General features: G+C 45.6%; 14 protein-coding genes. 11 read left to right on the top strand and 3 right to left on the bottom strand.

Features of this window, described 5'->3' with window-relative positions; all coding sequences use genetic code 11:
* Positions 1–13: 13 nt before the first annotated feature.
* Complete coding sequence (locus A3EU_RS0112545; protein ID WP_026211370.1) at positions 14–778, top strand: SDR family oxidoreductase; 765 nt, start codon at positions 14–16, stop codon at positions 776–778.
* A gap of 270 nt (positions 779–1048) precedes the next feature.
* Positions 1049–1888, top strand: coding sequence for a 5-dehydro-4-deoxy-D-glucuronate isomerase (gene kduI / locus A3EU_RS0112540; RefSeq protein ID WP_020536520.1), 840 nt, complete (start codon positions 1049–1051; stop codon positions 1886–1888).
* Positions 1889–1910: 22 nt separating this feature from the next.
* Here kduI and A3EU_RS0112535 read toward each other — a convergent pair whose 3' ends face one another.
* Positions 1911–4529, bottom strand: coding sequence for an ABC transporter permease (locus A3EU_RS0112535; protein ID WP_020536519.1), 2619 nt, complete (start codon positions 4527–4529; stop codon positions 1911–1913).
* Positions 4530–4541: 12 nt separating this feature from the next.
* Positions 4542–4877, bottom strand: a complete 336-nt coding sequence (locus tag A3EU_RS0112530) for a PadR family transcriptional regulator (RefSeq protein ID WP_020536518.1) — start codon at positions 4875–4877, stop codon at positions 4542–4544.
* A 192-nt stretch (positions 4878–5069) separates the two neighbouring features.
* Between A3EU_RS0112530 and A3EU_RS0112525 the strand changes: the two genes are divergently transcribed.
* The 4 genes from A3EU_RS0112525 to A3EU_RS0112510 all read left to right on the top strand — a co-directional run bounded on the left by A3EU_RS0112525 (position 5070) and on the right by A3EU_RS0112510 (position 8649).
* Positions 5070–5666 carry a hypothetical protein gene (locus tag A3EU_RS0112525; protein WP_020536517.1) on the top strand — a complete coding sequence of 199 codons (597 nt, stop codon included), beginning with the start codon at positions 5070–5072 and terminating at the stop codon, positions 5664–5666.
* Positions 5667–5785: 119 nt separating this feature from the next.
* Positions 5786–6622, top strand: coding sequence for an SIR2 family NAD-dependent protein deacylase (locus tag A3EU_RS0112520; RefSeq protein WP_020536516.1), 837 nt, complete (start codon positions 5786–5788; stop codon positions 6620–6622).
* Between the two features lie 158 nt (positions 6623–6780).
* The gene (locus A3EU_RS0112515) at positions 6781–7596 is read left to right on the top strand and encodes a hypothetical protein (protein WP_020536515.1); all 816 of its coding nucleotides are present in this window, start codon (positions 6781–6783) and stop codon (positions 7594–7596) included.
* A gap of 36 nt (positions 7597–7632) precedes the next feature.
* The gene (locus A3EU_RS0112510; protein WP_020536514.1) at positions 7633–8649 is read left to right on the top strand and encodes a serpin family protein; all 1017 of its coding nucleotides are present in this window, start codon (positions 7633–7635) and stop codon (positions 8647–8649) included.
* Positions 8650–8687: 38 nt separating this feature from the next.
* Here A3EU_RS0112510 and A3EU_RS35515 read toward each other — a convergent pair whose 3' ends face one another.
* Positions 8688–9350 carry a T9SS type B sorting domain-containing protein gene (locus A3EU_RS35515; RefSeq protein ID WP_425412684.1) on the bottom strand — a complete coding sequence of 221 codons (663 nt, stop codon included), beginning with the start codon at positions 9348–9350 and terminating at the stop codon, positions 8688–8690.
* A gap of 1729 nt (positions 9351–11079) precedes the next feature.
* Between A3EU_RS35515 and A3EU_RS0112500 the strand changes: the two genes are divergently transcribed.
* The 5 genes from A3EU_RS0112500 (at position 11080) to A3EU_RS0112480 (ending at position 16231) form a co-directional block, all read left to right on the top strand.
* Positions 11080–12840 carry an ABC transporter ATP-binding protein gene (locus A3EU_RS0112500; RefSeq protein WP_020536512.1) on the top strand — a complete coding sequence of 587 codons (1761 nt, stop codon included), beginning with the start codon at positions 11080–11082 and terminating at the stop codon, positions 12838–12840.
* Positions 12841–12962: 122 nt separating this feature from the next.
* Positions 12963–13784, top strand: coding sequence for a hypothetical protein (locus A3EU_RS0112495; RefSeq protein ID WP_020536511.1), 822 nt, complete (start codon positions 12963–12965; stop codon positions 13782–13784).
* Positions 13785–13847: 63 nt separating this feature from the next.
* Entirely contained in the window at positions 13848–14645 is a 798-nt protein-coding gene (locus A3EU_RS0112490; protein ID WP_044085808.1) for a porin family protein, read from the top strand.
* 117 nt (positions 14646–14762) lie between these two features.
* On the top strand, positions 14763–15752 hold the full coding sequence (locus A3EU_RS0112485) for an NAD(P)-dependent alcohol dehydrogenase (RefSeq protein WP_020536509.1): 990 nt from the start codon (positions 14763–14765) through the stop codon (positions 15750–15752).
* A 62-nt stretch (positions 15753–15814) separates the two neighbouring features.
* Positions 15815–16231, top strand: a complete 417-nt coding sequence (locus A3EU_RS0112480; RefSeq protein WP_020536508.1) for a DUF1330 domain-containing protein — start codon at positions 15815–15817, stop codon at positions 16229–16231.
* Positions 16232–16524: the final 293 nt, after the last annotated feature.

The raw sequence follows: 16524 nt of genomic DNA, 5'->3' as shown, positions 1-16524 counted from the left end.
AAAAAATATGAGTATCCTCAACGCATTTGACCTCAGCGGTAAGACAGCCCTCGTAACGGGTTGCAAACGAGGGATTGGAAAAGCAATGGCCGTAGCTTTGGCCGAAGCAGGTGCCGACGTGATAGGCGTATCTGCAACACTAGCACTGCAAGGCAGTGAGATCGAAAAAGAGGTGACGGATTTAGGCCGGAAATTTAAAGCTTACCAGGCGGATTTCTCCAACAGAGAAGCCCTCTATGCTTTTATCGAAAAGGTAAAAAAGGAGGAAGCTCCCGTGGATATTCTGGTCAATAATGCTGGTACCATCCTGCGAGCTCCTGCGGCCGAACATTCTGATGACTTTTGGGACAATGTGCTGGATGTGAACCTCAACGCGCCATTTATTCTGGCCCGAGAATTTGGCCGGGATATGTTGGAAAGGGGCCACGGTAAAATAATATTTACCGCTTCTCTTTTGACCTTCCAGGGGGGGATAACGGTGCCAGGTTACGCGGCCAGCAAAGGGGCCATCGGAAGCTTGGTCAAAGCGCTCTCGAATGAGTGGGCCGGGCGTGGCGTTTGTGTCAATGCCATTGCACCAGGTTATATCGCCACGGATAATACCCAGGCACTACGTGAAAACCCTGAGCGTAATGACGCTATTCTGGCACGAATTCCAAGCAACCGCTGGGGAACGCCTGCCGATTTTAAAGGCCCAACCGTATTTCTGGCTTCTTCAGCTGCTGATTATGTCAGTGGGGAAGTATTAGTCGTCGATGGTGGTTGGATGGGGAGGTAAGGTGAGGCTTGCCTTTGAGGCCATAGTGTGGTGGTGGTTTTGAAAGCAAGCCTCACTGTACAAGGTACTTGGTAGAGGGTATAGGGGTTACCCAAGAGGAGAGTTGCTTCTTGATTTCCTTCCGGTTCTTTGTTATGATGTTGGAAATTGACATTGAACCGTTTTAAGTCCCCTCTAATCTTCAGATTTAGACGAGTTAATGCGAGTCGGAATCGCTATGCCCGGCTTGGCTGAATTCAAACTAATTAATTACGAATAAAAATTTTACAAATGAAAACGATAGAACAACGTTATGAGGCCAGTCCTCGGGAAGTAGAAAGAATGAACACGCAGGAATTGCGCAACGATTTTTTGGTGCAAAACCTGTTTGCGGCAGGAGAGCTGAATTTCGTGTACAGCCATTATGACCGCATGGTGATGGGAGGCGCAACGCCTACTACTGCGGCAATAGAGCTGCCTAATTACGAGACGCTAAAAAGCGAGTTTTTTCTACAGCGCCGGGAACTTGGGATCATCAATATTGGAGATTCTGGTAGTATCACTGCAGATGGGGAAACGTACAAGCTAGACAAGCTGAGTTGCCTTTACCTTGGCAAAGGTACCAAGGACGTAAGTTTCCAGTCGGCAGTGGCGGATAGCCCGGCACAGTTTTTCCTTTTTTCGGCACCAGCGCATCAGCCGTTTCCTAATAAGATGTTTACGAAAGAAGACGCTGCACCTGTAACACTTGGAGCTACAGAAACAGCCAACCGACGGACGATCTACAAGTACATCCACGATGCGGGGATCAACAGCTGTCAAGTTGTAATGGGGCTGACCGTGTTGCAAGATGGAAGTGTTTGGAATACCATGCCTGCACATACTCACGACCGCCGCAGTGAAGTGTACTTGTATTTTGATGTGCCAGAAAATCAAGGGGTTATGCACTTTATGGGCCGCCCATCCGAGACTCGCCACATGTGGGTAAACAACCAGGAGGCTATCATCTCGCCGCCGTGGTCGATCCATGCTGGTTCAGGTACCGCCAGTTACTCCTTCATTTGGGCCATGGCTGGGGAAAACAAAGATTTTACGGATATGGACTTCCTTGAGTTGAAGGATATTCGGTAGACCTGATCAATCTGGTGGAATCTTATTCTGTTTTAATTGATTCCACCGGATTGGCCATCGCTGCCTTTAAGGTTTGTAAACTAATGGTGATAAAGGCAAGCCCAATGGCGATGACTCCTACGAGAGCAAATATCCAAATCTGCACCTCAGTGTGGTAGGCGAAGCCTTGTAGCCACTGCTGCATACCCCACCAGGAAATAGGGATGGCGATGAGTGCTGACCAAGCAATGAGTCGTAGGAAATCACCCGAAATTAACCCTATGATATCCGTAATAGCAGCGCCCAGTACTTTGCGAATGCCGATCTCCTTGGTACGTTGGAGCACCGTGTGGGCTACCAGGCCAAACAATCCGATACATGCAATAAACAAGGCCAGGAAAGTGAATATTTTGAAGGCATCGCCAAACCGCTGCTCGGCACGGTGGAGTTTATTGAAAGAATCATCCATGTATCGCAGATCAAAAGGCACTTGTGGGATGATCTTTGCCAGTGTTTGCTGAATGTGAGCCATCGTTTCTTCTGGGGTGTCGGAGTTTATTTTCATGGCAATATTACCAGCGTAGTAGCTACTGGTCCGTGTTTGGAAAGTGATAAACATGGGCTCAATCGCCAGATTGAAAGGCTGAAAGTGGAAATCCTTGACTACACCGATAACCTTGCCATCACGGAAGGACTTTCCGGCAGCCTTGGTCCAACCCATCGTTTTGATGGCGGTCTCATTGAGAATGTAAGTAGCCACTGTGTCGGAAGGAAAATCCGGCGAAAAATTGCGACCTTCTACCAGCTCCATCTCCAGAAGTGGTATGAAATTTTCGTCGGAACGAAAACGATAAATGGGAAGTTCTTGCTGATTGGCGTTGCCTTCCCACTCCGTTACAATACCTTGGTTATTGGTGTTGAGTGGGAGCACGTTGGTAAATGCGACCTGCTCTATGTGCGGGTCCTTCATGAGCTCTTCTTTAATCGTGGTGGTTTTGTCAAATAATTCCTGATTACGATAAGGCACGTAGACGACTTGGTCACGATTGTAGCCCAGTTGTTTGTTTTGAATGTATTGCAATTGCTGATAAATAACAATACTGCCGGTTGCCAAAACAATAGCAGCAGTAAACTGGCCAATGATAAGCGCATTACGCAATAGCCCCGATTGTTTTTGATTACCGAACCACCTTCCTTGTAAAGCTTTCACTGGTGTAGCAGCCGATGATATAATCGCCGGATATAAACCCGAAAGCCCGCCCATAAGAAGCGCCAGGAGTAAAAGGGTGCCTAAGATCATCTTGTTGCCACTAAGTAGAAACGGCATTTCCAGATCCAGCAAGCGGTTGAAAAACGGCAGTAACAGTCTGGCCAAGCCTAAACCCATTAGTAAACTAATTCCAGTCACCAGCATGGATTCCGTCATGAACTGTTGAACCAGTTGCTTCCTTTTTGCACCTAATACCTTGCGAACGCCAACTTCTTTTGTACGTTGCTGAAAACGGGCTACCGAGAGGTTCATGTAATTGATCAGTGCCAGGAAAAGAATGATAAAAGCAATAGCTGCCGATAAGTACAGGTAGCGAATGTCACTCTTTATACCTTCTCCGAAATTTGCTTTTGAGTGCAAATAAATATCAGTGAGCGGTTCGAAAAAATAACTCGCAGAGAAAGGCCATTCTGCGTAAGCTGCATTGACTTTATCGTCAAAAATAGACATCTTTTCTTCTAGTTGCTGGTAGTCGGCACCCTTCTGTAGCAGAGCATATACTTCGTAGTTGTTGCTCCCCCAACGTTGCGCTTTGGTATCTTCCACGTATTCTCCGTAGTTATCAATGGAAGCTACAAAGTCAAATTTGAAGTGCTGGTTACCAGGGAGGTCTTCCATAACGGCTTTTACCGTAAGGAGGCGGTCGCTACTCAGTTTCATCGTTTTGCCGATGGGGGAGGAGTTGCCAAAGTATTTTTTTGCCAATGCTTCGGTAAGAATAATTGCATCCTTGTCGGCGAGGGCAGCCTTCGTGTCTCCTTCTATGATTGGGTAGGTGAAAACCTCAAAAAGTGATTTAGTGGTGTACAAACCTTGTTCATAAAATACCTGATCTTCTTGTCCAAACAGTGTGGACAACACCGTAAAAGTTACTGTTTTTTCTACTTCCGGAAACTCAGCCTCCAGGGCGGGTCCAATGGTCGCAGGGGCTACTGCAAACTGGTCCGTACCACGGAAAGTATTGCCTTTTTGGGTCTGTGCAATTCGGTAAATACGATTTGCGTGCTCATTTTGCCGATCATAGCTGGATTCGTATTGGATATAGAGCGCCAACAGCAAAAAGCACGTAAGTCCCAGTGTCATGCCCGTAATGTTGATCAACGAATATCCTTTTTGCTTAAAGAGGTTGCGCCAAGCAATTTTGAAATTAGTGCGAAACATAAAGAAGGGGTTTAGGGAAGTGAGCAGATCCTCTCGCAAGGCAAATGGGCGGAGGTAATTGATGACCTGAAACCAGTAATGGAAATTGGCTTGTCGTTGAGAGTTGTTTCCCAGTTGGCCAAAATATCTTTCTTCCAGATCACCGGCAACCTCTTCCCGAAGGTCAGGTTTGAGAAACCACAGCAGAAATTTTGTGGCAATCCGAGGTGGCTGAAAGTTTTCTTTTTTCATGGAAATAGGGGGCTAGAAATTGAGACTTAAGGAAAATCCGGGATATTGATCCCAGAGCGATAGACGTAGATCTCGTGCCTTTTTGAGAGCAGCTTCTCCTGCAGCCGTGATTTCGTAGATGCGTTTGCGGCGGCCACCACGTTGGGCGGTAGGTTCTCCCATCTTTGATTTCAAGAAACCCTTGTCGCCCATCCTGCTTAGGGTAGCGTGTACGGAACCAATAGAGGCGGATCGTTTGGTCTGTACCTCAAATTCATCGGCAATTCTTAATGCATAAGCATCATCGCCTAAGATGCCTACGAGCAGTAGAATTACTTCTTCAAATTCGCCAAGTCTGGTTTCTTTCATGCCAGTGTGATTGATAGATCTTACTTTATTGTAGAACAAATATAAGGGGAAAGTTTTATTTTATCTACAATTAAGAAAGAAATAGAGTGTTTGTTGATTTTTACGCCATAAGAAAAGGGGATGCCTACCCTGATATTTGCTGGGATAAGAAAGTATTTATTACCTTATCTTAACTAAGGAAATTAAGTATATATGAAGCGCTGGAATCTGTCAAAAAACAAACTTCTTCTAATAGATGAGAAGTTTTTGGGAATAGTACATTCTGATCATGGTGGTATCAATGTCAATATCAATGATGATGGCGTATTTCGAATACCCATTCCTTACATAACGAAAATTGAGGTAGAGGATTCGAGCCATAAAATGACTGTTTTCTTTAAAGAAGAATCCTATGAAGAAATTCGAATTGGAAATGATCAGGCGAAGAGGGAGATTATAGTGTATTTAAAAGATCAACCAAGCGTTTTTGGAGGATACGAGTTTCGAAAAGAGAAATTGTTTTCATTACTGAAGAGGCCGATGTTAGCGGGGGTAATTCTATCGGGAGTTTTCCTTGTTGCTTATTTTCTTGCCCTTAATATCGAGGCAGGGAAAGCAGTAGCGGCTCCTGTTTTTATCCTGGCAATTGCAGGTATGGGGAGTTCGAAGTTGTTTGGGATCTTTTCAGTAATAATGATTGTGATAGCAACAACGATTACTTTGAAGGTTAGGGCTAATCAGCAAAAGCATATTTTCATCAGGCGCCAACAGCACAATGCTATTGGCGATTTTCTAAGAGAGAAGAGGTGACAGAAAGTGCTTCGTTTTATAGGGAGGTAGGGAATCTTGAACGTTTTTCTAGTCCTGTTGAGTAGGAACTATTCTGTAGTTAATTCGTGTAGTTATGCTAAAATTAAATACCAGGTTAAATGCTAGACGGTAGAACTAAAGAATTTTTGCAAGAGGCGCTTGATGGAGATAGATTGATCACCTTTTTAGTAGGAGCTGGTACTTCTGCAGATAGTGGAATACCAACGTTTAGAGGAAAGGAAGGTTTTTGGACAATAGGTTCAAAAAATGCAACCCCTCAATCAATGGGCACAAAGAAGATGTTTGATGTCAATGCGGATGAGGTCTGGCGCTGGTTTTTGTATCGGATTAGCATTTGTGAGCAAGCAAAACCAAACTTGGGACATATAGCGCTATCTTCTATTGAGAAACGACTAGGGGCTAGGTTTGCCTTGATTTCTCAAAATGTAGACGGCTTGCATTTTAGACCCGAAAGCTTGATTAACAATCTGTACCTGATTCATGGTGATCTCAGATATATGCGTTGTGCTGATGAGTGCTCAAAAGCATTGTATGCTATCCCTCTCTTTTTTAGAGAGCAGATCAGAAGTAGAGAAACACCTTTGACATTCGATGAAAAGCAAAAACTAATTTGCCCAAAATGCGGAGAAATGACCCGACCTCATGTACTTTGGTTCGATGAGTATTACAATGAAAAATACTATCATTTAGATACAACACTTAGGATTGCGAAATCCACGGGCCTAATGATCGTTGTTGGAACATCGGGGGCGACAAACTTACCCCAACGTTTAGTAGAAAGAACATTGTCACGTAACGGCAAAGTAATTGACGTTAATCCTGAAACCAATATCATTTCTGACAAATTGAGAGGACTCGTTCACGGCCATTATTTGCAAGGCAAGAGTACTGAAGCTCTTCAGGCGCTTGAGGAGTACCTTGGGGAGAGGGGCTAGGTTAGAGGATCAATTAAAACCTTTCCAAAGGTAAGATGTCCTGTTTTTTAGTGATTGTAGAGAAACTAAGGTCAAGTGAAAAAAAGTAGTATTTTCTCAGGTGTCTTTGGTGATTCAAAAACGAGCGGCACAAATTTTTCACAATAAAACCCTGTAAAATGTTCACGAAACTTCTCCGATGGCTAAATCAGCTGGCATCAACTGCGCCTGCCCCGACTCCGACAGAGCGCAGTTTGCCTGAGCAAGTCCGGGAGTTACTGGCACAGTCAGAGGTGCCGGCGGCTTTGGAATTGCTCATTGACGCGGGTTATACAGAGGCTGTTCCCCTCAAAGCACAGCAGGAGAAAGCATCACATCAGTATAAGGAGAAGTTGATAGATGAAGAAACCTTCTACGTTACCAATAACCGGATTGTTTATGCCGTGCTGGAAATGGTAGAATCGGGCAAAACGACGCGTGTTAATACACCAGCAATAAGCACTGTAGAAGATCCTGAGGAATACTTGCCTAAGCATTTTACAGAAGACGAATGCCAGCAAATTCGTACACATCTGCTCCGCAACGAATATACTGAGGCGCTGAAATTGGCCAGCAGTTACAGCCAATACGGCCTATTGCTTTTTCAACGTTATGAGCAGGCGATTCGTGATTCGAGGTTAGGCCTGGTTCGTCAGGAAGATCACCAACGGAGTGTTCAGCAAATTATTAACACCATCATGGGTTTAGTGTCTCCGGAGGAGGCGAAGATTCCTCTTTCGGGAGGGCAAAAAGAACAACTTATCCTGTTGATGGAAGAAGGCTGTTGGCCTGAACTATTAACTCTTGGAGGAGAATGGAATGATCAAATGCGACTATTTTCTACGCAGTATGATCAAGTTGAAAAATCCTTTTCACGAGGTTTGATTACAAAATTGAGTTGTGAGAATTCTCTCAAGAGCATTCAACAGCAAGTGGAAGACTTGATTAAGAAATGATGGTTTAGGATCACCGAACTTATTAAATAAACAATAATGGCACATAACTTCCTTTGGAAAGCCCTCCCCACCGCCTTAAAATCCGTGGTGGATAATGGCGAAAACGGTGTGGTTAGCCTCTATTCTTATACGACCATTTTGCGAATGATGGCCTTGGATAACCCCGATTTTTCGGAAACCCTAGTACGCGAGGGGATATCTCTGACAGAACCTCCGGCGCACGAACAATTACTGTCGGTCAATTCTTGCTGGCTACAGCAAGGGGAGGTGGTGCCTACGGCGGCAACATTGGCAGGATTGAAAGCCTTGGATGTAGAGCCCGTAGAAGTTGATTTTCGGGAAGGTACTGCTGCTGCACGAGCCATCAATGCGGCCATTGAAGAAGGTACCCAGGGGCGGATTCCTGAGATGAAGCCAGAAGAAGCTTTGGCTGGAGAGCTGCGCGAAGCCATTGCACTTTATCTGAACACCTTGTGTTATACCGGTGCCTGGGAAACGCCTTTTGATCCAAGGAAAACGAGCCGCAAGAATTTTTATGCACCACAAGGTACCGTGACGGCGGAATTTATGGTGTCTGATGAATTATTCAATACCGTCAATGGCTACGATGATCTATGCGCGGCGACGCTAGGCAATTGTATGCAAGATGGCGAAACCCTGTTTTGTGCCATGATGCCGCATGAGCATGTATCGATGTCTCAGTTGTTGAACCGGCTTTCCGAAAAAGGAATCTCCAGCTGGGGAAGCGCCAAATTTGAACTCCATTTACCCAAGTTTATCGCCACCGGAGAAACAAATCTGTCAGTCTTGTTTCCTGAACTTGTACCAGCTTCTATGCCTGGTTTAGGCCGGGGGCATACCCAGGTAGACATCATGCAGAAAGCTAATTTAAAAATTGATGAAAATGGGGTAGAGGCTACGGCTGCTACGATGGCGATGGCAACGCTGTCTATTCCTCGAAGGGTGGTTTTTAATCGGCCTTTTCTGGTATTAATCCTCAATGCACAGGATGATCCGATCTTTGCGGCGGTGGTGAATAAGCCGGTTGGGTGAAAAAAATCTTGGTGCCTTTAGTGGTTAAAAATTAGAGCTTACCGTACCAAGACCACATCACCACTAAATTCCCGAACAACACCATCGAGGAAAACAACCTCAATCGCGTACACGTACACCCCCTGGTCGACAATTTTGCCTTTGACGCGACCATCCCAGCCTTGGCCAGGAACACCGGGAAACAAGTCTGTCGCTTCGTACATCGGCTGGCCCCAGCGGTTGAATATCCGGAAGGAGCGGATGCTTGCTATCCGATTGGCATTACCGTAAACGGTGAAATAATCATTCACGCCATCCAGGTTGGGACTGAAGGCATTGGGGATATACAGGTCGTAGTTAGGAGTGACGGAGATAAAAACGGAGTCGGTCACCGCACAGCCGTTAGCGTCCTCTGTAGTCAGGTAGACGGTCTGGCTCTGCGTAGGTTGCCAGCTGATCTCTGGGCAGTCGGGTTCAGTGGTGCAAGGCAAGAGGTTGTTGGCATTATCGGTAACCCACGAATACAGACTGACAGAAAAGTTGGTGTTGGCCGTAAGGCTTATCTCTTCACCCAGTTCGATATCGAAATTTGGCCCCAATTCCAGGGTGATTGCCGCTGGGGAAGTCAGGGTGATGTTGGTATCGAGTTGGCAACCGTAGCGATCGGTAATTAACAAGTTGTAAGCGACGCCACCGGGGACATCTGTGAGGATGTTGGACATGGTGCCGCTCTCTGTCCAAAGGAAACTATAGGGCGGGTAGCCATTGAGGACGTCCGTGACTTCAATTTGGCCGTTTTCTGTATTAAAACAATCTGGGACACTGGCTAAATAAACAGGAAGAATATTAGGGTCTGGCAATACCGTCAAATTTGTAGAGATAATACTATCGCAACCGAAGCTATTGACCAAAGAATCCACAAAGTTGCCGCTAGTGGTGTAGAGGGAATTGCCAACAGGGTAAGTAAGGCCAGCGCAAATAGTATCAGTGACAGCAAATTCGGTGGGTAGCACAATAACTTCCTTGACATTGGAGTTAATGCGGCATTTTTCGTTTTGGAGGTTGACGATACCATCCGCAATCTGGAAGCGGTAATAGTAGATGCCGGAGGCGAGAATGGTGTGCAGGTAGGTCTCGTCGTTTGCACCGGCAATATCCACCCAGTCGGTGACGCCGTTGGGGCTAATCTGCCACTGCACGGCAGGATCATCATACAGGTTGCCCATAACGGTAGCGGAAAGGGGGAGTGGCTGCCCATCTGCGCAAATGTTGGCGGGTTCGGCTGGAAGGATAAAGGCCTCATCACCACAAGGGCGGAAGCTGATATTGTCTAAAGCCAGGTCGTTGCCGATCCCTCCGGGCGCATTGTTGCGTAGCGAAAGTCGTATGCTGGTCTGCCCTGGGGCAGTGGTGAAGGTAAAGCCATAGGTCTGCCAGCTGTTTGTTTTTGGAATTTCCCCCGTGGTAAACTGTACTACATCATCGAGCAGAAAGCTCACATTGGGATCAATATGGTNTGCGACACCTATTTCAATGAGGTTGATAACATCTACCGAAAATTCGTAGAGAGTATTTCCACACAGCTCATCTATTTCACGATCATAAAAGAGGCCAGGTTCAAAGCTGGCGTTGACGACCATCATGTAGCCATTTGGGTCGAGGCTGTTGTCTCCGATGCCTAGCCATGTAGGGTAGAGGTTGTTCCAAAGCCCCGTGTTACTAGTGATTGTGTATTGCCCATCGCTAGGTGGAGGGGTGTTGTTATAGAAATAATCGGGTGCAATATTGGGGTTGGAAAAGAGTACATTAGATGAGCCGGACCCAAAATCTCCTTCTATGAAAATGTTATCTCCCAGGTTGCCATCACAGGTTTGGGCATGGAGCAATCCAGAACAAAGTAAAAGTAGAGGCAAGATATATTTCATGGAGCAATGGGCTGGTTTTTCACAAAGTTAGTCGCTATTATTTCTGAATAGCATAGAGTATTGTCTTTTTTTGGTCGGAACTGAATCTGATCAGTGGTTTTAAGCGGAAAATTGACGCTGGACTAGTAGCCCTTCCGAAGAATGGCCTTTGACTAAGACAGTCGCCGGTACTTTTTGGTTCGTGTGTGTGCATCAATGTATTTATGCAAATAGTACTTTAGGGATGAGGGAATAAATAATCTACGCAAAGGACGTAGCAAGTTTTTCTTTAGACAAATCGGATTTTGCGCAGCATAGCGTGCTACGCAAGGAAAATCTGATGATGGATAAAGGAAAAGTTGTAGGAAGGTGAGTATATTATTTTTTGCGAACTCCCTTAAATCCGTATTTCACCCCAAAAAAATACCTTCCGGCAATAAACTATCTTTGCGCAAATGTTATTCTTAATGCGTTGATATTAAACAGCACGAAAACTACGTAAGTCATTTTTGTGCAATACTAACAGCCAGTTTCCCAACAAGCTCTTATGTCCAAAGACAAGAAAAAGTTTGATTTTTTCCTTTTCGGCCGAGTTATTGCGCTGGCTCGTCCTTACCGTCTGGTATTCGCTACTGCGGGGGCTTTAGCGGTGATTTTGGCCCCCTTGGGTATAGCTCGCCCCTATCTCATCCAGCAGATGGTGGATGACTATATTTTTGAAAATGACATTCCTGGCCTTACGAAAATCGCGCTGCTGATTCTTATTATCTTATTGGTAGAGTCGGTTTTGCGTTATGTGTTTATTTTTTCTACCAGCTGGTTGGGCCAGTCAGTGATTCGGGATTTACGGGTGCGGGTGTTTACCCACCTCACAAGTTTGCGCTTGAAGTATTTCGACCGTACGGCTATCGGTACAGCGACTACGCGAACCATCAATGATATCGAAACCATCAACACGGTATTCTCACAAGGTATTATTACGATTATTGCCGATTTACTTTCGCTGATAGCTGTTTTGGGAATCATGTTTTACACGAGTTGGAAACTTACCTTGATTTGTCTCATTACGATGCCTTTCTTGATGTTGGCGACTTATATTTTTAAAGAAAAGGTGAAGTTTTCTTTTCAAAGAGTGCGGACGCAAATCCAGCGGATGAATGCATTCTTGCAAGAGCGTATTAGTGGGATGAAAATTGTTCAGGTTTTCAATGCTGAGCGCAATGAAATGGAGCGGTTTCGCACCATCAACAAAGAATATACCCAGGCCAACCTGGATGCGATCCTATACTATGCTATCTTTTTTCCGGTGGTAGATATCATTGCGGCAGCATCGCTCGGCTTGATGGTCTGGTGGGGCGCGCAGGATGTTATCCGCGCAGGTGGTGTTACTTTGGGCGCGCTGGTCGCTTTCCCTATTTACCTGAATATGCTATTCCGCCCCATTCGGATGCTGGCTGATAAGTTCAATACCTTACAGATGGGCCTCGTGGCCGCCGAGCGGGTATTCGACGTTATCGATACCAATGAGCAAATTGAAGACCAAGGCGATCTCAAAAAAGAAAAACTCGAAGGCAAGGTTGAATTCGACCAAGTGTGGTTTGCTTATAACGATGAAGATTGGATACTCAAAAATTTGAGTTTCACCATTGAACCTGGTCAGACGATGGCCATTATCGGTAGTACGGGGTCTGGAAAGACGACCATTACCAATACCCTCAGCCGATTTTACGAAATCCAAAAAGGAGCCATACGTATTGATGGAGAGGAGCTGCCTTTGTACGATCTTGAGTCACTGCGCCAACGTATCGCTATCGTTCTTCAGGATGTCTTTTTATTTGGAGGCACTGTTATGGAGAATATCACCTTGCGCAACGAGAATATTTCACGTGAGCAGGTAGTGGCTGCGGCCAAAATGATCGGCGCTCATCCCTTTATCGAAAAGCTCCCTGGTGGCTACGATTACCAGGTGATGGAGCGTGGTGCCACCCTGGCAATGGGGCAACGGCAGCTCATTAGCTTCGTGCGTGCCCTGGTCTTTGACCCGGATATTCTCATTCTCGATGAGGCCACTTCCAGCGTCGATCCGGAAACTGAATCGGTTATCCAGTATGCTATCGAGACGCTCATCAAAAAACGGACGTCTATCATCATCGCCCACCGCCTCAGTACTATTCGCCATGCGGATAATATTCTCGTTTTAGAGAAAGGTGAAAAAGTAGAGTTCGGCCCGCATGACGAGTTGCTGAAAAATGAAGATGGCCGTTACCGCGAACTGTACCAAATGCAGTTTTTGGAGGAGGTAGAGTAGTACATTTCCAGCGCTTAACCGTTAAATTTTTCTCTTTGTAAAATGAGATTAATGTTCTACCTGTTAGCTTATAAACGGTGCTGAAACAAATCACACTTTGTTTTCTACGCAATACAGTTAGTATGAAAAACGCACTCTCTACATTTACGTTTGTTACCGTCTTCTTTTTTAGTAGTGGTATATTATTTGCACAAGCACCTAATTTAGTTTTCGGTGCCTACGCTATCATGGGGCTCAGTGGTGATATTCGCCAAGAGGCAACAAGCCCCGTTATTGATGGAAGATTGACTGATTTTTCAGGTAATGAACAGCTACAAATCTCTTATGGAGCTGGCTTCTGGATGGAGCACTCCCTTGATGCTCATTGGAAGATTCATGCAACGACGAGTTATCAACGGGTAAAGGTAATGGCCAATTCGATGTTTGTTACTGATGCTCCTGATCTGTATTACTTTAGCGAAAGCCTGTCTAGCTGGACGAGTCATTATCTTCAACTATCACTCAATGGCAGGTATTACTTTGGGGAAGAAGAGGCAAGTCAGCGCTGGTTTGTCGGTGCAGGAGTGCAAGGGGTTTATGTCTATCGTCACAACTATTTAAGAAGAAGTCGTTTTCGTTATGATCCTATGCTGGGCCCTGGCTTTGGCTTTTCGGGTGACTGGACTGTATTTACAGAAAAAATCAATCCTCGTTCAAAATCTGATCTGGAAAAAAGTCCCTTGGCGCTTGCTGGGCAATTGGAGTTTGGCTTGCGGATTAATCGTTGGTCTTTGAGCTTGGTCAATACCGCTTTTTTTCAAAAACGTAGAGAAGGAGTTCCTGCCTATGAGAGGTACTTGGATTTTAGCGAACCAGACTCGAGTGGCGCGATAACGGTTTCAGGAACTCCGCTCCGCTATGTGCGATCGGCTGCTTTGCATTTTGCTTATCAAATAAAAAAATAACCTACCCAACCCTTTTTTAGCAGGCTGCGGTCTTACGACATAAGCAAAAGAAATGCACCAGCTATGAAAAAAATAATCCTACTCTCCGCTTTTGTTGTAATGGCTATTGCGCTCTCTGGGCAAAGCCGTTGGGCCTTTGGTCTTGATGTAGAAGCGGGCTATAGTGGCCACGCCGATTTGCAAGAGCAAACGTATTATGACGATACTTTTGGCGATTATTATTACAAAACCGAGGTTCGCCGGCAGCCAGGTTTTAGTGGAGGAGTCTGGACGGAGTTTCTCTTGAGTCATCGTTTCAGCCTGCGTTTAGGCGTGAATTACAACCAGTGGCGGAATTTCTCTGAATCGGAGAGTATTTCCTACAATACGGAGGACGTAATGGCTTCCTACAGCCGTGAGCGTTACTACCAAAAGCAAAGTCAGCTCCGTATTCCACTCGAAACGCACTTCTATTTCGGTAAACCAGATAGTCGCGCCCGTTTTTTCTTGAAGTCGGGCATCCAAGCTGGATATTTATTGTCTCAAAGCAATATGGTGAATAGTTACTACGGCGCTGCCGGGCAACCAGATTCCTATGGTTATACCTACGGAGAAAAAGTTGATCTCAGTGCAGAGTGGCTGGATGTGAAACGCTGGCAAACCTCCTTTATCGGCGGACTCGGGGTCACCATAGATCGCGCTACCCTGAGCCTCCAAAAATCATGGGGTTTGAATAAAAAAGATGATTATGGCTATGGAGGCTATCCCTATGGTGGTTGTTGCGGCTTTGGCTTATGTGATTGTTATTTGCCATATAATGTCCCTTCTGGTATTAGGCAATTGCAACAGACTACGCTGCGGTTCGCTTATACAATATGGTAACACTTGTTTGATATATAGCACAATCCCAAAACGTTCGGATTTGCAAATCAGAACGATGCCTCTCCTTGCTGCCCCTACCTTTGTGTCATAGAAATTAGGAAACAAAAACTAGTCAAAATGAACGCAAGGAAAATGAAAGCCATCGTCGCCACCAAATATGGTGGACCAGAAGTATTGGAACTACAGGACGTAGCCATGCCAAGCCCCAAAGCCAACGAAGTATTGGTACGTATTGATGCCTCGGCAGTAACCACTGCAGAGACGATGATGCGTACGGGTATCCCCTATATTGGGCGATTGTTTATGGGTTTTAGTAAGCCTAAATATCCGGTGACAGGAACAAGCTTTGCGGGTGAAATTATTGATACGGGTAAAGATGTTACCAAGTTTCTTGTGGGAGAATTCGTCTTTGGTGAGTCGGTTTTTGGATCAGGTACCAATGCAGAGTATCTGTGTGTGTCGGAGGATGGTGTTATTGCTACGCTTCCTGATAATGTGAGTGCGGCAGACGCAGCCCCGATTTGTGATGGGGCTTTGACTTCTTTGAATTTGCTTCGGGAAGTAGCTGGTATCCAAGCAGGGCAAAAAGTGTTGATCATTGGTGCTTCCGGAAGCTTGGGAACAGCGGCAGTACAGTTAGCAAAACATCTCGGGGCTGAAGTTACCGGTGTTTGCAGTACGGCTAACCTGGAGCTGGTTAAATCACTGGGGGCTGATGAGGTTATTGATTACAAAACCACTGATTTTACAAAATCAGGAAAAACCTACGACATCATTTACGACACCGTAGGCAAGAGTAGTTTTGGTAAGAGTAAAATCTCGCTCACACCTAATGGTACTTATCTTTCGCCAGTACTTGGCCTGCCTTTACTTTTTCAAATGATCCGCACATCGTTGTTTGGTAAGAAAAAGGCTAAATTTGATGCTACCGGGATGAAGCCCGTGCCAGAATTGAGAAAGATGCTACTTGAGTTACGCGAAATTCTTGCCGCCGGGAGGTTGAAGACGGTTATTGATCGGCAATATTCTTTGGCAGAAGTACCTGCGGCACACCGCTATGTTGATAAAGGACACAAGAAAGGGAACATAGTGATTACGATGGGGTAGTGCTTTTGAAGCATCTATTCTTGTGTTTAAGATGTTTTCTTATCTACCAACAAAATAAGAAAATGCCAGCACAAACCTATCTAGACGCTACCCAAGCTACCGGGCAGCAATTTTATCAGCAATATCATGGCCATGGAGAAGTTGTGATGCTCAACTTGTTGAAGTTTCGGGAAGTTGCAGATTATTCGGCGAGCCCTGAGTTGGCATCAGCTACTACGATTTCCGGCGAGGAAGCTTACCAGCGTTACATGAAGCATACTACGCCCTTTTTGCAAGAAGCGGGAGGAGAATTGTTGTACTCAGGTAAGGGTGGTTCCTTCCTGATAGGCCCTGAAGGCGAAGGCTGGGATATGGTGCTCTTGGTCAAGCATCGCAGTGCAGAGGCTTTCATCGGCTTTGCGCGTAACGAAGGTTACCTCAAAGGGATCGGCCACAGAACGGCAGCCCTGGCGGATTCTCGTTTGTTGCCTATGAAATAACCTGTTTCCGGACTAGATCACCATTTATGCTTTCGCTTAAACAAACGCTTTNCCAAACCTGTCTAGCTACCCTGGCCGCCAAAATGGTCGATCTGCAAAAGGCCATCGATTCTATTGATGAATCCAAACGGAATGAAACCAAAAGCAGTGCCGGAGATAAATACGAGACGGGCCGCGCCATGATGCAAATGGAAGCCGACAAGATAACGGCCCAGTTGGAACTAGCGAAGCAAATGCAAAGCCAACTCCAGCAAATTAATATCGACCAAAGCCCCGACCGCATCCAAAAAGGC

Source organism: Lewinella cohaerens DSM 23179, assembly GCF_000379805.1.
Lineage (GTDB): Bacteria > Bacteroidota > Bacteroidia > Chitinophagales > Saprospiraceae > Lewinella > Lewinella cohaerens.
Note: the sequence above shows the minus strand (reverse complement) of the source record. Positions and strands in the feature narration are given on the sequence as shown.

Bases quoted from the DNA above. Each gene is read 5' to 3' on its own strand.
- kduI (WP_020536520.1), top strand. From the start codon at position 1,049: ATGAAAACGATAGAACAACGTTATGAGGCCAGTCCTCGGGAAGTAGAA.
- A3EU_RS0112535 (WP_020536519.1), bottom strand. From the start codon at position 4,529: ATGAAAAAAGAAAACTTTCAGCCACCTCGGATTGCCACAAAATTTCTG.
- A3EU_RS0112530 (WP_020536518.1), bottom strand. From the start codon at position 4,877: ATGAAAGAAACCAGACTTGGCGAATTTGAAGAAGTAATTCTACTGCTC.
- A3EU_RS0112525 (WP_020536517.1), top strand. From the start codon at position 5,070: ATGAAGCGCTGGAATCTGTCAAAAAACAAACTTCTTCTAATAGATGAG.
- A3EU_RS0112520 (WP_020536516.1), top strand. From the start codon at position 5,786: ATGCTAGACGGTAGAACTAAAGAATTTTTGCAAGAGGCGCTTGATGGA.
- A3EU_RS0112515 (WP_020536515.1), top strand. From the start codon at position 6,781: ATGTTCACGAAACTTCTCCGATGGCTAAATCAGCTGGCATCAACTGCG.
- A3EU_RS0112510 (WP_020536514.1), top strand. From the start codon at position 7,633: ATGGCACATAACTTCCTTTGGAAAGCCCTCCCCACCGCCTTAAAATCC.
- A3EU_RS35515 (WP_425412684.1), bottom strand. From the start codon at position 9,350: ATGTCCAACATCCTCACAGATGTCCCCGGTGGCGTCGCTTACAACTTG.
- A3EU_RS0112500 (WP_020536512.1), top strand. From the start codon at position 11,080: ATGTCCAAAGACAAGAAAAAGTTTGATTTTTTCCTTTTCGGCCGAGTT.
- A3EU_RS0112495 (WP_020536511.1), top strand. From the start codon at position 12,963: ATGAAAAACGCACTCTCTACATTTACGTTTGTTACCGTCTTCTTTTTT.
- A3EU_RS0112490 (WP_044085808.1), top strand. From the start codon at position 13,848: ATGAAAAAAATAATCCTACTCTCCGCTTTTGTTGTAATGGCTATTGCG.
- A3EU_RS0112485 (WP_020536509.1), top strand. From the start codon at position 14,763: ATGAACGCAAGGAAAATGAAAGCCATCGTCGCCACCAAATATGGTGGA.
- A3EU_RS0112480 (WP_020536508.1), top strand. From the start codon at position 15,815: ATGCCAGCACAAACCTATCTAGACGCTACCCAAGCTACCGGGCAGCAA.